This window comes from Buttiauxella sp. S19-1 (assembly GCF_022134725.1).
GTDB classification, from domain to species: domain Bacteria; phylum Pseudomonadota; class Gammaproteobacteria; order Enterobacterales; family Enterobacteriaceae; genus Buttiauxella; species Buttiauxella ferragutiae.
This window is the reverse complement of sequence record NZ_JAHWLU010000117.1, coordinates 1-15,053: the sequence shown is the minus strand read 5'-3', so window position 1 is coordinate 15,053 and position 15,053 is coordinate 1. Positions and strand designations below refer to the sequence as shown.

Sequence of the window (15,053 nt, the reverse complement as noted above, 5' to 3'; positions counted from 1 at the left end):
AGGTTAAATTGATCACATAAAGGTATTATTTATATCGATACACTGCGCAACATCAAAACTCATTCCCGACGAGGAAATAATGAAGCTGACGGCGTTAACTCACCCAGATTTGATCACGCTGCAAACTACGTTTAACAGCCGTGATGATGCGATTCGTGCCATGGCAGGCCAACTGTCGGCATTGGGGAAATTACATAATCTGGAGCAATTCCTGGCCGAAGTATTTTCCCGAGAAGCGCAAGGTCCAACCGCTTTGGGCGAAGGGCTGGCAGTCCCTCACGGCAAAACGAATGCCGTAAAAGTAGCGGCTTTTGCAGCCGCGACGCTGACGTCACCGATTGACTGGGAAGGAATCGACGGGCTGGAGTCGGTACAGATGATCTTCTTGCTGGCAATCCCTGAAGGGGAGGCTGGATCAACACATATGCAGCTTCTGACCGCGTTGACCACTGCATTGGTGGATGACGAGGTGCGCGATAAAGCACTGCGTGCGACCAGCGTGGACGAGTTTATGGCGTTGCTAAATAGTGAGCCAGAAAGTGTGGCGCGGGATGAAGATACAACACGCCCGACCATTGTTTGTGTAACCGCTTGTCCGGCAGGGATTGCTCATACTTATATGGCGGCTGAGTATCTGGAAAAAGCCGGGCGTAAGCTTGGCATCAATGTTTACGTCGAAAAGCAAGGGGCGAACGGCGTTGAAGGGCGGTTAACGGCCCGGCAGATTAATCAGGCACATGCCTGCGTGTTTGCGGCAGAAGTGGCAATTAAAGAAGCCGAACGCTTCAAAGGTATTCCTGCTATTCGTACCCCTGTTGCCGAACCGATTAAACACGCCGAGCGCATTTTGCAGCAGGCGCTGGCGCTGGAACCCATTTCTGATGAGCGCCTGCAACAGCAAGATGAAACGCAATCCGCACCAGGTTTTAAAACTGAGTTAAAGCAGGCGCTACTCAGCGGCATTTCTTTTGCCGTTCCGCTGATTGTTGCCGGTGGCACCGTGTTAGCGGTCGCTGTTTTGCTGGCGCAGATTTTTGGTTTGCAGCATTTGTTCGAACTCGAAAACTCGTGGTTGTGGATGTACCGCAAACTTGGCGGCGGAATGCTGGGCACGCTGATGGTGCCGGTTCTGGCGGCTTATACCGCTTACTCTTTGGCTGATAAACCCGCGCTCGGGCCTGGTTTTGCAGCGGGCCTTGCGGCCAACATGATTGGTTCTGGTTTTCTCGGTGGGGTAGTGGGTGGCTTAATCGCAGGCTACCTGATGCGCTGGGTGAAAAAACACATTCGCCTCAGCCCTAACTTCAACGGCTTTTTAACCTTCTATCTCTATCCGGTGATTGGCACGCTGGTCGCGGGCAGCCTGATGCTGTTTGTCATTGGCGAACCTGTTGCGTGGCTCAACACTTCGCTCACCCACTGGTTGAACGGATTATCCGGCAGCAATGCCTTATTGCTGGGCGCAATTATCGGCTTTATGTGTTCGTTTGACCTCGGCGGCCCGGTGAATAAGGCTTCATACGCATTTTGTCTCGGCGCGATGGCGAACGGCGTGTTTGGCCCATACGCCATTTTCGCCTCGGTTAAAATGGTATCGGCCTTTACGGTCACCGCTTCTACGTTAATCGCTCCTCGTCTTTTCAAAGATTTTGAGATTGAAACCGGTAAATCAACCTGGCTGCTCGGGCTGGCAGGGATCACCGAAGGCGCGATCCCAATGGCAATTGAAGATCCGATCCGTGTGATTGGTTCATTCCTGGTGGGATCGGTAGTCACTGGTGCGATGGTTGGTGCGATGAATATTGGCTTATCGACACCGGGTGCGGGCATCTTTTCTTTATTTCTGCTGCATTCCGGTGACTTCAGTGGCCTGACTGCCGCTGCGGGATGGTTCGGTGCGGCATTGGTTGGCACGGTCATTTCAACATCGGTATTGATTTTGTGGCGTAAGCACGCCGTTAAGCAGGGCAAATATTCCCCAGAAAGCGCTCTATCGTAATCACTCAGAAGTAAGGCAAACAAGAATGAAAGCTGTATCTCGTGTTCATATTACTCCCCATATGCATTGGGACCGTGAATGGTATTTCACCACTGAGGAATCCCGCATCCTGTTGATTAATAACATGGAGGAGATTCTGGCACGCCTTGAGTGTGACCCTGACTATAAATATTACGTGCTCGATGGACAAACGGCGGTACTGGAAGATTACTTCGCGATTAAGCCGGAAAATAAAGCACGTGTTAAAGCGATGGTAGAAGCGGGCAAGCTGATTATCGGCCCGTGGTATACGCAAACTGACACCACCATTGTTTCTGGTGAGTCGATTGTGCGCAACCTGATGTACGGCATGCGTGATTGCATGGCGTTTGGCGAGTCGATGAAGATTGGTTATTTGCCCGATTCGTTTGGGATGTCGGCACAACTGCCGCATATTTTTAACGGCTTTGGTATTAAACGCGCGATGTTCTGGCGAGGTTGTTCCGAGCGTCACGGAACAGACCGAACCGAATTCTTATGGAAAAGCAAAGACGGCAGTGAAGTGGTCACTCAGGTACTGCCGTTGGGTTATGCGATTGGTAAATATTTGCCAGAAGATGAAGTCGGCCTGCGTAAACGCCTCGACAGTTATTTTGAGGTGCTGGAAAACGCTTCCGCTACGCAGGAAATCTTGCTGCCAAACGGGCATGACCAAATGCCACTGCAACAAAATATCTTCGCGGTTATCGATAAACTGCGCGAGATTTACCCGCAACGTGAATTTGTCATGAGCCGCTATGAAGACGTATTCGAAAAAATTGAAGCGTTACGCGACAAACTTGCCACGCTGGAAGGGGAGTTCATTGATGGTAAGTACATGCGAGTGCACCGCACTATCAGCTCCACTCGCATGGATATCAAAATTGCTCATGCGCAAATTGAAAACAAAATCGTCAATATTCTTGAGCCGCTGGCGTCTATCGCTTGGTCACTAGGTTTTGAGTATCACCATGGCCTGCTGGAGAAAATGTGGAAAGAGATCCTCAAAAACCACGCTCACGACAGCATCGGTTGCTGCTGTAGCGATAAGGTGCATCAGGAAATCATGACCCGCTTTGTGCTGGCGGACGACATGGCTGAAAATTTGATTCGTTTTTATATGCGTAAAATTGTCGACAATATGCCGACAACAAGTGCCGATAAGTTGACATTTTTCAACATGATGCCTTATCCACGCGAAGAGGTGATTAACACCACGATTCGTATCCGTGCCCGTGAGTTTTCCCTGAAAGATGAACATGGCAATGAAGTGGAGTACTTCATTCGCGAAGCGCGGGAAATTGACCCAGGCCTGGTCGACAGGCAAATCGTCCATTACGGCAATTACGATCCCTTCATGGAATACGATATTCAGCTTAACCAGGTACTGCCTGCGATGGGGTATTGCACGTTGTATGTTGAAGGGCAAAAACCAGGACTGCAACGTGTACTGCCTGAAGCGGGTGAAGCGCTGCTGGAAAACAATTTCTATCGTATCAATCTCAATCAAAACGGCACGCTGCATATTACCGATAAGCAAAGCGGGCTGAGTTACGACCAGGTTTTGCAGCTGGAAGAAGGTTCTGATGATGGCGATGAGTACGATTACTCACCTGCCAAAGAGGAGTGGCTGATTTACTCGACAGAAAGTGCTCACCAGTGTGAGGTGAAGCATGAAGCCTGGCAAAGCATCGCAACGCTGAAATTGCGCATGGCGCTGCCTGATAATCTGCAACAACGGGCTCAACGGCAAACTAGCGGTTATCTGGATGTGGAATGCCACGTTACGCTGGCGCATCACAGCCGCCGCATTGATATCGAAATGTGCCTTGATAACCAGGCGTGCGATCATCGTGTGCGAGTCCTGATCCCAACGCCATTTGCCTCGTCAACGGTGCTGGCGGATAACCAATTCGGCACTATCACGCGTCCGGTAGAGGATGTGGCAATGCAAAACTGGCAGGAGGAAGGCTGGAAAGAAGCGCCAATCCCGGTGTGGAATTTGTTGAATTACGCTGCATTGCATGACGGTAAGAATGGAGTGGCTCTGTTTACTGACGGGCTGCGTGAATTTGAAATCGTCGGTGAGAGAAAAGACACTTTCGCACTGACGTTATTCCGTTCGGTAGGAGTATTAGGTAAAGAAGAACTGGTATTACGCCCAGGAAGGCCATCAGGTATCAAACTGCCAACGCCTGATTCACAACTGCGCGGAAAATTATGCTGTCGCTTTAGTCTGATGCCATTTTGCGGTTCGCCAACGACTGCGGGCATTGCTCAGCACGCTCGTACCTGGCTGACACCGGTTCAGTGCTATAACAAAATTCCGTTTGATGCGATGAAGCTTAACCGGGCAGATTTTTCCACGCCGTGCACATTTAGCCTGCTTACGATGCCTTCAGTCGGTTGTATGCTCAGCGCACTCAAAAAAGCCGAAGATCGTGATGAGTTGATTATGCGTATTTTTAACCCTGATGAGCAGCATAGTGGGGAAGGCATGGTGGCTTGCACACTGCCTGTCGTGAGGTGGATGGAAACAGGAATGGATGAAAATCCGCTGCAACAACAATCAGAAAGGGCAGGGCACTTTGCGCGGCTTCAACCTTGCCAGTCACGCACATTTAGCCTGGCACCAGACCGCTCAAGATAGTTTCATTGTCATCATCGGTGTTTTATAGCCACGTTTTTACGTGGCTTTTTTGTTTTTTTTGACTTCATCACGACCTGCTAACCCTATCAAAAATAATGTTTTGTTAAATTAATAATTATTAAAGGTGAAATATTTGTTAATTTCAAGCCGGAAAAGAAACGAATTCAGAGAAATACCGTGAGGTGATTAACACAATACGTCACTACTTCGTGAAAGTTTAATTTCCAAACCTGACTTCAAATAAATAACTTTTGTTTATAGATATCATCCTTTCATTAACGATAGTGCGTTTTATAAAACACATCATTAACAATGGGTTTACCATTAAGCTCAATGAGAAACTAAATTAACAAAAGAAGGGAAAATTGCGCTAGATCAATATGTAAAACTAGCAAATGGTGTGAAAAAGGGCGTAAATTGTTGTAGATCAAGATGGCGGTAAGACGACATTTTCGCTATAAATTGATCACTGTCGAGAAACGTAAATAACACTAAGCAATTACCTGTTTATCGTAGGGAAATTGCAGGGTAATATATTTGCGGATTATTTTTGGTTTTTATTAACGTGTTTGTAACCTTTCATCTTTCTTCGTTACATGTAAATAAAATGACGGAGGGATGAAGTCTGGAAGCGAATGTTTTTGTATTAGGGCATGCGTTGTGGTTTTCCCTACGGCGAACCACGGTCGGAGTCTTCATGCGAAGAGCAAGGAGTCAAGATGTTTGATATTGTCGAACTGTCGCGCTTACAGTTTGCCTTGACCGCGATGTACCACTTTCTGTTTGTGCCACTAACGCTCGGTATGGCGTTCCTGTTGGCCATTATGGAAACCGTGTACGTTCTGTCAGGTAAGCAAATTTATAAAGATATGACCAAGTTCTGGGGCAAGTTGTTTGGTATCAACTTTGCTTTGGGTGTGGCCACTGGTTTAACCATGGAGTTCCAGTTCGGCACAAACTGGTCTTACTACTCACACTACGTGGGTGACATTTTTGGTGCCCCGCTGGCCATCGAAGGTCTGATGGCGTTCTTCCTTGAATCCACCTTTGTAGGTCTGTTCTTCTTTGGTTGGGATCGCCTGGGTAAAGTTCAACACATGGCGGTAACCTGGCTGGTGGCTCTTGGCTCCAACCTTTCTGCTCTGTGGATTCTGGTCGCCAACGGCTGGATGCAGAACCCAATTGCTTCCGACTTCAATTTCGAAACCATGCGTATGGAGATGGTGAGCTTCTCCGAACTGGTACTGAACCCGGTTGCTCAGGTTAAATTCGTTCACACCGTGGCTTCTGGCTACGTGTGCGGTGCGATGTTCATCCTCGGTGTCAGTTCTTACTACTTGCTCAAAGGCCGTGACGTCGCATTTGCGAAACGTTCATTTGCCATCGCTGCAAGCTTCGGTATGGCGGCAATCCTGTCTGTTATCGTGCTGGGTGATGAGTCTGGTTACGAAATGGGTGATGTGCAGAAAACCAAGCTGGCTGCCATTGAAGCCGAGTGGGAAACTCAACCGGCTCCGGCAGCCTTTACGCTGTTTGGTATCCCGGATCAGGATAAGCAAGAAAACCACTTCGCAATTCAAATTCCTTACGCGCTGGGCATCATTGCCACTCGTTCAGTGGATACACCGGTTATCGGTCTGAAAGACCTTATGGTGCAACACGAAGAGCGTATTCGTAATGGCATGAAGGCTTATAGCCTGCTGGAACAACTTCGTGCTGGTTCGAAAGACCAAGCCGTTCGCGATAACTTTGAGTCCGTCAAGAAAGACCTGGGTTATGGCTTGCTGCTGAAACGCTATACCCCGAATGTTGCTGATGCGACGGAAGATCAGATTCAGAAAGCAACCAAAGACTCGATTCCACGTGTTGCCCCGCTGTACTTTGCATTCCGTATCATGGTGGGTTGTGGCTTCCTGATGCTGTTCATCATTGCGGCTTCCTTCTGGACCGTAACGCGTAATGCCATCGGCTCGAAAACGTGGCTGCTGCGCGCTGCGCTGTATGGTATCCCACTGCCGTGGATTGCGATTGAATCTGGCTGGTTTGTTGCTGAATACGGTCGTCAGCCATGGGCTGTTGGTGAGGTATTGCCGACTGCGGTTGCCAACTCCTCTCTGACCGTGGGCGATCTGATCTTCTCCATGGTACTGATTTGCGGCCTTTACACGCTGTTTATGGTGGCGGAACTGTTCCTGATGTTCAAATTTGCTCGCCTTGGGCCGAGCAGTCTGAAAACAGGTCGCTATCACTTTGAGCAGTCCAATGTGGCTTCTCAGCCGGCACGCTAAGACAGGAGTCGTCAAATGATCGATTATGAAGTATTGCGTTTTATCTGGTGGCTGCTGGTTGGCATTCTGCTGATTGGTTTTGCAGTCACCGATGGCTTTGATATGGGCGTAGGTATGCTGTCCCGCATCATTGGCCGTAATGACGTTGAACGCCGCATCATGGTGAACTCCATCGCCCCTCACTGGGACGGTAACCAGGTATGGCTCATTACCGCAGGTGGTGCGCTATTTGCTGCCTGGCCGATGGTTTACGCGGCTGCGTTCTCCGGCTTCTATGTAGCGATGATTCTGGTGCTGGCTTCATTGTTCTTCCGTCCGGTAGGTTTTGACTACCGTTCGAAGATTGAAGACATGCGCTGGCGTGGTATGTGGGACTGGGGCATTTTCATCGGTAGCTTCGTGCCGCCGTTGGTTATCGGTGTGGCGTTCGGCAACTTGCTGCAAGGCGTGCCGTTCCACGTTGATGAATATCTGCGCCTGTACTACACCGGTAACTTCTTCCAGTTGCTGAATCCGTTTGGCCTGTTGGCAGGTGTCGTGAGCGTATCGATGATTCTTGCTCAGGGGGCAACTTACCTGCAAATGCGTACCGTAGGTGAACTACATCTGCGTACCAAAGCGGCGGCGCAAATCTCAGCGCTGGTGATGATGGTGTGCTTTGCACTGGCGGGTGTTTGGGTAATCTACGGTATCGATGGCTACGTTGTGACTTCAGAGTTGAACCACCACGCAGCATCGAATCCGTTGACTAAAGAAGTGGCACGTCAGGCGGGTGCCTGGATGGTGAACTTCAATAACATGCCGATTCTGTGGCTCATCCCTGCATTGGGTGTGGTATTGCCGCTGTTGACTGTGTTGATGTCCCGTCTGGAGAAAGGTGCGATGGCATTCCTGTTCTCCTCACTGACTCTGGCTTGTGTGATTCTGACTGCTGGTGTGGCGATGTTCCCGTTCGTGATGCCTTCGAGCACCATGCTGAACGCTAGCCTGACCATGTGGGATGCAACATCCAGCCAGCTGACGCTGAACGTGATGACCTTTGTTGCTGCGGTATTTGTGCCGATCGTTCTCATCTACACCATCTGGTGTTACTGGAAAATGTTCGGTCGAATCACCAAAGAGCATATCGAAAGCAACACCCACTCTCTGTACTAAGTAAGGAGCTGATTATGTGGTACTTTGCATGGATTCTGGGGACGCTGCTGGCTTGTGCTTTCGGCATCATTACCGCCCTGGCACTTGAGCACGTAGAAGCTGCTAAAGCGGGTAAAGAAGAACATTAATGGACGGAATTATCGCAAAGTTGTATGCGGTAATGGACAAGAGCCCTTTAAGGGCTCTTTCCTTGATCATGGCATTAGTTCTGGCCGGATGTATGTTTTGGGACCCGTCACGTTTCGCAGCGAAAACCAGTGGTCTGGAAATCTGGCATGGTTTTTTGCTGATGTGGGCGGTATGCACCGGTGTGATACATGGCGTGGGCTTTCGCCCGCGCAAAGTGCTGTGGCAGGGCGTTTTTAGCCCGTTACCTGCGCAATTAGTTTTGCTGGCCGGATTGGCTATTTTCTTCTTCTGATGCTTCTTTAACCGCTAAGATTTTTCCTTAATATTTATGGGCATTAACAAGCCCATAAATATTTACCTAACGTTTAGTGCTACCCATTCCCAACCCCCATCCTCTTGCGTATAGTAGCAACGTTTAATTGCATTACCGGGATGTAAAGTGAGTACAACGTTGTTTCGATGGCCGGTTCGTGTCTACTACGAAGATACTGACGCCGGTGGTGTGGTATACCACGCCAGTTATGTTGCTTTTTATGAAAGAGCACGCACAGAGATGCTGCGCCAACACCACTTTAACCAGCAGGATTTGTTGGCAGCGAGCATCGCCTTCGTCGTACGCAAGATGACAGTGGATTATCTTGCGCCTGCCCGACTCGACGATTTACTCGAAATCCAAAGTGAAATTACATCAATGCGTGGCACATCTTTGGTGTTTACGCAGCGAATAGTCAATGCCGATGGCAGGGTACTCAATGAAGCTGAGGTCCTGATCGTTTGTGTTGATCTTCTCTCAATGAAGCCTCGTGCGCTTCCCAAGTCTATTGTCGCGGAGTTCAAGCAGTGACTGACATGAATATCCTTGATTTGTTCCTGAAGGCTAGCCTTCTGGTCAAATTTATCATGTTGATTTTGATTGGTTTTTCCATTGCATCATGGGCAATCATTATTCAGCGTACGCGAATCCTCAATGCTGCTACTCGTGAAGCAGAAGCGTTTGAAGATAAGTTCTGGTCGGGCATTGAATTGTCCCGTCTTTATCAAGAAAGCCAGGGCCGCCGTGACAATCTTGCTGGCTCTGAACAAATTTTCTATTCAGGCTTTAAAGAGTTTGCCCGACTGCACCGTGCTAACACACATGCGCCGGAAGCGGTCGTCGAAGGGGCATCTCGTGCCATGCGTATTTCCATGAGCCGTGAGCTGGAAACGCTTGAAACGCACATTCCATTCCTCGGAACGGTCGGTTCCATCAGCCCATACATCGGCCTGTTTGGTACGGTTTGGGGGATCATGCATGCCTTTATCGCACTCGGTGCGGTAAAACAAGCAACCCTACAGATGGTTGCGCCAGGTATCGCAGAAGCTCTGATTGCAACCGCAATCGGCCTGTTTGCTGCAATCCCTGCGGTTATGGCGTATAACCGCCTGAACCAACGTGTGAACAAACTGGAATTGAATTACGACAACTTCATGGAAGAGTTCACGGCTATCCTGCACCGTCAGGCTTTTACCAGCAGCGATAAGCAGTAAGGGGTAAGTCATGGCCAGACGTGGACGTGGGCGTGGTCGTCGGGAATTAAAGTCCGAAATTAACATCGTTCCTCTGCTAGACGTGCTGTTAGTGTTGTTGCTCATTTTTATGGCAACGGCTCCTATTATCACGCAAAGCGTTGAGGTTGATTTACCTGATGCGACAGATTCGCAAACGGTAAGCAGTAATGATGAACCGCCGGTCATTATTGAAGTGTCCGGGGTAGGGCAGTACAGCGTGGTGGTTGAGAAAGATCGTATGGACCAGTTGCCGTCTGAGCAGGTTGTTGCGGAAGCACAACGTCGTTTACAGGCAAATCCAAAAACGGTCTTTTTGATCGGTGGTGCTAAAGATGTTCCTTACGAGGAAATCATCAAGGCGCTTAACCTGCTGCATAGTGCAGGGGTGAAATCCGTCGGTCTGATGACGCAGCCAATCTGATCCATCTCGCGATATTTGGGAACCGATAGTGTCAAAGGCAACCATAGAAAACGATAAGCTCAAGCGCGCGATAATCGTCTCAGTGATCCTGCATATCATTTTGGTTGCAGTCCTGATTTGGAGTTCGTTTGACGAGAACATCGACGCCAGTAGTGCTGGTGGCGGTGGGGGTTCGGCTATTGACGCGGTCATGGTCGACCCAGGTGCAGTTGTTCAGCAGTACAATCGTGAACAGCAACAGCAGGCGAGTAGCAAACGTGCAGCAGAGCAACGCGAGAAACAAGCGCAACAACAGGCTGAAGAACTTCAGGAAAAACAGGCTGCTGAACAACAGCGTCTGAAAGCTCTGGAGAAAGAACGCCTGGAAGCGCAGGAACAAGCGAAGCAGCAAACAGAACAGCAGAAACAAGCGCAAGAAGCAGCCAAAGAAGCGCAAGAGCAACAGAAACAAGCAGAAGCCGCGGCAGCGAAAGCTAAAGCAGATGCCAAAGCTCAAGCTGATGCTCAGGCGAAGGTTGCGGAAGACGCAGCGAAGAAAGCGGCTGCGGATGCACAGAAGAAAGCGACTGAAGAGGCTGCTAAAAAAGCGGCTGATGCTGAGAAGAAAGCTGCTGCAGTAGCTGTGGCTGCGGCTAAAAAAGCGCAGCAAGAAGCTGAGAAGAAAACTGCGGAAGAAGCAGCGAAGAAAGCTCAGCAAGATGCAGAGAAGAAAGCCGCTGCTGAGGCTGCCAAAAAAGAAGCTGCAGCAACTGCCGCTGCAGAAAAAGCGGCGTCGGATAAAGCCGCGGCTGAAAAGGCTGCTGCTGCAAAAGCCGCTTCTGATAAGAAAGCCGCTGCGGATGCTAAGAAAAAAGCAGCTTCTGATAAGGCCGCTGCCGATAAAGCAGCAGCTGCAGGCGTTGACGATCTGTTCGGCGACCTGAGCTCAGGTAAGAATGCACCGAAAACGGGTGCTGGGGCGCAAGGTAATAGCGCTGCGGCTGCCGGAAAAGGGAATAATAAAAAAAATGGCGCTACTGGTGCTGAGATCAATGGTTACGCAGGGCAGATAAAAGCAGCAATTGAAAGCAAGTTTTACCAGGATCCTGCCTTTAGCGGCAAGACTTGCACATTGCGCATAAAACTGGCTCCTGATGGCCTATTACTTGATATCAAATCAGAAGGTGGCGATCCGGCACTTTGTCAGGCTGCCATTGCGGCGGCACGACTGGCGAAGATTCCGAAACCGCCTAGCCAGGACGTTTATGAAGTTTTCAAAAACGCGCCTATCGACTTTAAGCCATAGTAAAATTTTCCTCGCGAAAGTGGGGAAAACTAACCAGGCTGTGTCACAGAGTTTTGGTAGTTTTGTGTATTTGAGTTTGTTAACATTCTGCTAAATTATCGTGGGCTGTGGGTCCAGATAAGGGAGATATGATGAAGCAGGCATTTCGAGTTGCATTAAGTTTTTTAATGCTGTGGGCAGCAGTACTGCACGCAGAAGTTCGTATTGAGATAACCCAAGGGGTTGACTCAGCACGTCCAATTGGTGTTGCGCCGTTCAAATGGGCAGGCCCAGGTGCTGCACCAGAAGATATTGGTGGCATCGTTGCTGCTGATTTACGTAACAGTGGCAAATTCAATCCATTGGATCGTTCACGTTTACCGCAGCAGCCTGGCTCCGCCCAGGAAGTGCAACCGGCAGCGTGGACCGCTCTGGGTATTGATGCCGTTGTCGTCGGCCAGGTCACACCAAACGGTGATGGCAGCTATACCGTTGCTTACCAGTTGGTTGATACCTCTGGCGCACCGGGTACTGTACTGGCTCAGAACTCCTACAAAGTGAACAAACAGTGGCTTCGCTATGCCGGTCATACCGCCAGCGACGAAGTGTTTGAGAAGCTTTCAGGTATCAAAGGTGCATTCCGTACGCGTATCGCTTACGTTGTGCAGACTAACGGCGGCCAGTTCCCATACGAACTGCGCGTGTCTGATTACGATGGCTACAACCAGTTTGTGGTTCACCGTTCTCCGCAGCCGTTGATGTCACCAGCCTGGTCTCCAGATGGTAGCAAACTGGCTTATGTAACGTTTGAAAGTGGCCGTTCAGCGCTGGTTATCCAGACTCTGGCAAATGGCGCAGTGCGTCAGGTAGCTTCTTTCCCACGTCATAACGGTGCGCCAGCCTTCTCTCCAGATGGCAGCAAACTGGCGTTCGCATTGTCGAAAACCGGTAGCTTGAACCTGTATGTAATGGATATTGGCTCTGGCCAGATTCGTCAGGTGACTGATGGACGTAGCAATAACACTGAACCAACCTGGTTCCCGGATAGCCAGAACCTGGCTTACACCTCAGATCAGGCTGGTCGTCCTCAGATTTACAAAGTGAATGTAAATGGCGGTGCTCCACAACGTATTTCCTGGGAAGGTTCTCAGAACCAGGATTCCGATGTGAGTTCCGACGGTAAGTTTATGGTGATGGTGAGCTCCAATGGTGGGCAACAACATATCGCCAAACAGGATCTGGTAGCGGGTGGCGTACAAACTTTATCGTCAACGTTCCTGGATGAAACGCCAAGTCTGGCACCTAACGGCACGATGGTAATCTACAGCTCTTCTCAGGGGATGGGATCTGTGCTGAATCTGGTCTCAACAGATGGGCGTTTCAAAGCGCGTCTTCCGGCAACCGATGGTCAGGTTAAATTCCCTGCCTGGTCGCCGTATCTGTGATAATAAAATATTAAAGGATCAAAGAAATGCAACTGAACAAAGTGCTGAAAGGGCTGATGCTGGCACTGCCTGTTATGGCAATCGCTGCGTGTAGTTCTAACAAGAGCGCCAACAACGAGAGCGGCGAAGGTATGCTGGGCGCCGGCACTGGTATGGACGCTAACGGTAGCAATGGCAACATGTCATCTGAAGAACAGGCTCGCCTGCAGATGCAACAGCTGCAACAGAACAACATCGTATACTTCGGTCTGGACAAATATGATGTTTCTTCTGAATTCGCTGCAATGCTGGATGCGCACGCTAACTTCCTGCGTAGCAACCCATCTTACAAAGTGACTGTAGAAGGTCATGCGGACGAACGTGGTACTCCGGAATACAACATTTCCCTGGGTGAGCGTCGTGCTAGCGCTGTTAAGATGTACCTGCAAGGTAAAGGCGTTTCTGCAGACCAGATCTCCATCGTTTCTTACGGTAAAGAAAAACCAGCAGTACTGGGTCATGACGAAGCGGCTTACGCTAAAAACCGTCGTGCCGTTCTGGTTTACTAAGAGAACAGTATGAACAGTAACCTCAGACATCACTTGTTGAGTCTGTCGTTACTGGTTGGCATAGCGGCCCCCTGGGCCGCTACTGCTCAGGCGCCAATCAGTAGTGTCGGCTCAGGCTCGGTCGAAGACCGTGTCACTCAACTCGAGCGTATTTCTAACGCTCACAGTCAACTCTTAACCCAACTTCAGCAACAACTCTCTGATAACCAAAATGATATTGATTCCCTGCGTGGTCAAATTCAGGAAAACCAGTACCAGTTGAATCAGGTTGTGGAGCGTCAGAAGCAAATTTTATTGCAGATTGACAGTCTCGGCAGTGGTGCTGCGGCAGGACAAGCGGCAGGCAGTACCGATCAGGGTGCCGCTGCAGCGGCAACACCTGATGCCGGTGCGGCAGCTCAGACACCTGCAGCAGCAGCCCCTGCGCAAGGTGGTGACGCTAACAGTGACTACAATGCAGCTATTGCCATGGTGCAGGATAAGTCCCGCCAGGACGAAGCTATTGCTGCATTTCAAAGTTTTATTAAGAAGTACCCAGATTCAACTTATCAGCCAAATGCAAATTATTGGCTCGGTCAGTTGAATTACAACAAGGGGAAAAAGGATGATGCGGCGTTTTATTTTGCTTCTGTGGTGAAAAATTACCCAAAATCTCCTAAGGCCCCGGATGCAATGTTTAAAGTCGGTGTGATCATGCAAGACAAAGGCGATACCGCCAAAGCGAAAGCTGTCTACCAACAAGTGATCAAACAGTTCCCAAATACCGATGGTGCAAAGCAGGCGCAAAAACGTCTGAATGCGATGTAATGAGTGCGGCCTGACCAGATATCGCTGCTTTTCTGGTCAAGCCGAGCAAAACACAAGCCATTAGGTGATCTTGATCGAAATTCTTGTTGCGTCAAAATCTTAAATCAGTAATATATGCCGCCGTTGCCAAGGGATATCAAACAAACCGAAAGTGACACGAAATTGGGGCGTTAGCTCAGTTGGTAGAGCAGTTGACTTTTAATCAATTGGTCGCAGGTTCGAATCCTGCACGCCCCACCAATTTCGAAGCAGTAAGTATTAAAAGAAGCAGTAAACCGCATTGCGGGGCGTTAGCTCAGTTGGTAGAGCAGTTGACTTTTAATCAATTGGTCGCAGGTTCGAATCCTGCACGCCCCACCAATTATGGATGTAGTGCGAAGTCAGTGAGTCGTGAAGAGTTTGAAGAAGTAGTAAACCGCATTGCGGGGCGTTAGCTCAGTTGGTAGAGCAGTTGACTTTTAATCAATTGGTCGCAGGTTCGAATCCTGCACGCCCCACCAATCATGGATGTAGTGCGAAGTCAGTGAGTCGTGAAGGGTTTGAACCTGCAGCAGGTTCGAGTTGAGCGAAAGCGAAACAGCGTTGTTTTAGCAACGACCCGAAGGGTGAGGCCAAAGGCCGAGTCATCCTGCACGCCCCACCAATTTTTAAAGTAGTACCGAAGTTTGGGTGATTAGCTCAGTTGGTAGAGCACCTCCTTTACACGGAGGGGGTCGGCGGTTCGAGCCCGTCATCACCCACCATTCGGGGCGTTAGCTCAGTTGGTAGAGCAGTTGACTTT

Annotated in this window: 13 protein-coding genes, 4 tRNA genes and 1 other RNA gene; all 18 read left to right on the top strand. The window is 49.6% G+C overall.

The features are described 5' to 3' along the window. Positions 1-79: 79 nt before the first annotated feature. The 18 genes from mngA (at position 80) to MES37_RS19900 (ending at position 15,015) form a co-directional block, all read left to right on the top strand. Complete coding sequence (gene mngA, locus MES37_RS19985; RefSeq protein WP_133521950.1) at positions 80-1,999, top strand: PTS 2-O-a-mannosyl-D-glycerate transporter subunit IIABC; 1,920 nt, start codon at positions 80-82, stop codon at positions 1,997-1,999. Positions 2,000-2,024: 25 nt separating this feature from the next. Next, entirely contained in the window at positions 2,025-4,667 is a 2,643-nt protein-coding gene (mngB, locus tag MES37_RS19980; protein ID WP_237932481.1) for a mannosylglycerate hydrolase, read from the top strand. A gap of 719 nt (positions 4,668-5,386) precedes the next feature. After that, on the top strand, positions 5,387-6,955 hold the full coding sequence (gene cydA, locus MES37_RS19975) for a cytochrome ubiquinol oxidase subunit I (RefSeq protein ID WP_064544870.1): 1,569 nt from the start codon (positions 5,387-5,389) through the stop codon (positions 6,953-6,955). A gap of 15 nt (positions 6,956-6,970) precedes the next feature. Beyond that, positions 6,971-8,110, top strand: coding sequence for a cytochrome d ubiquinol oxidase subunit II (gene cydB / locus MES37_RS19970; protein ID WP_064544872.1), 1,140 nt, complete (start codon positions 6,971-6,973; stop codon positions 8,108-8,110). Positions 8,111-8,124: 14 nt separating this feature from the next. Next, complete coding sequence (cydX, locus tag MES37_RS19965) at positions 8,125-8,238, top strand: cytochrome bd-I oxidase subunit CydX (protein WP_064544874.1); 114 nt, start codon at positions 8,125-8,127, stop codon at positions 8,236-8,238. Beyond that, positions 8,238-8,531: a cyd operon protein YbgE gene (gene ybgE, locus MES37_RS19960; RefSeq protein WP_133521948.1), complete on the top strand. Its 294-nt coding sequence runs from the start codon at positions 8,238-8,240 to the stop codon at positions 8,529-8,531. Before cydX ends, ybgE begins: the two co-directional genes overlap by 1 nt. A 147-nt stretch (positions 8,532-8,678) precedes the next feature. Next, complete coding sequence (ybgC, locus tag MES37_RS19955; protein WP_064544878.1) at positions 8,679-9,083, top strand: tol-pal system-associated acyl-CoA thioesterase; 405 nt, start codon at positions 8,679-8,681, stop codon at positions 9,081-9,083. After that, positions 9,080-9,766 carry a Tol-Pal system protein TolQ gene (gene tolQ, locus MES37_RS19950; RefSeq protein WP_072009447.1) on the top strand — a complete coding sequence of 229 codons (687 nt, stop codon included), beginning with the start codon at positions 9,080-9,082 and terminating at the stop codon, positions 9,764-9,766. Before ybgC ends, tolQ begins: the two co-directional genes overlap by 4 nt. A gap of 10 nt (positions 9,767-9,776) precedes the next feature. After that, positions 9,777-10,208, top strand: a complete 432-nt coding sequence (gene tolR / locus MES37_RS19945; protein ID WP_064544880.1) for a colicin uptake protein TolR — start codon at positions 9,777-9,779, stop codon at positions 10,206-10,208. 28 nt (positions 10,209-10,236) lie between these two features. Then, positions 10,237-11,493, top strand: a complete 1,257-nt coding sequence (gene tolA / locus MES37_RS19940) for a cell envelope integrity protein TolA (RefSeq protein ID WP_064544883.1) — start codon at positions 10,237-10,239, stop codon at positions 11,491-11,493. Positions 11,494-11,624: 131 nt separating this feature from the next. After that, a complete protein-coding gene (gene tolB, locus MES37_RS19935) occupies positions 11,625-12,917 on the top strand; it encodes a Tol-Pal system beta propeller repeat protein TolB (RefSeq protein ID WP_064544885.1) in 1,293 nt (430 codons plus the stop codon). A 26-nt stretch (positions 12,918-12,943) separates the two neighbouring features. Next, the gene (pal, locus tag MES37_RS19930; protein ID WP_064544887.1) at positions 12,944-13,465 is read left to right on the top strand and encodes a peptidoglycan-associated lipoprotein Pal; all 522 of its coding nucleotides are present in this window, start codon (positions 12,944-12,946) and stop codon (positions 13,463-13,465) included. A gap of 9 nt (positions 13,466-13,474) precedes the next feature. Beyond that, complete coding sequence (gene cpoB / locus MES37_RS19925) at positions 13,475-14,272, top strand: cell division protein CpoB (RefSeq protein ID WP_064544888.1); 798 nt, start codon at positions 13,475-13,477, stop codon at positions 14,270-14,272. Positions 14,273-14,436: 164 nt separating this feature from the next. Then, positions 14,437-14,512, top strand: a tRNA-Lys gene (locus tag MES37_RS19920). Between the two features lie 44 nt (positions 14,513-14,556). Further along, positions 14,557-14,632 (top strand) — tRNA-Lys (locus MES37_RS19915). A gap of 64 nt (positions 14,633-14,696) precedes the next feature. Continuing rightward, a tRNA-Lys gene (locus MES37_RS19910) sits at positions 14,697-14,772 on the top strand. A 16-nt stretch (positions 14,773-14,788) separates the two neighbouring features. After that, a non-coding RNA gene (locus MES37_RS19905) (RtT sRNA) lies at positions 14,789-14,915 on the top strand. Between the two features lie 24 nt (positions 14,916-14,939). Further along, positions 14,940-15,015 (top strand) — tRNA-Val (locus tag MES37_RS19900). Positions 15,016-15,053 lie beyond the last annotated feature (38 nt).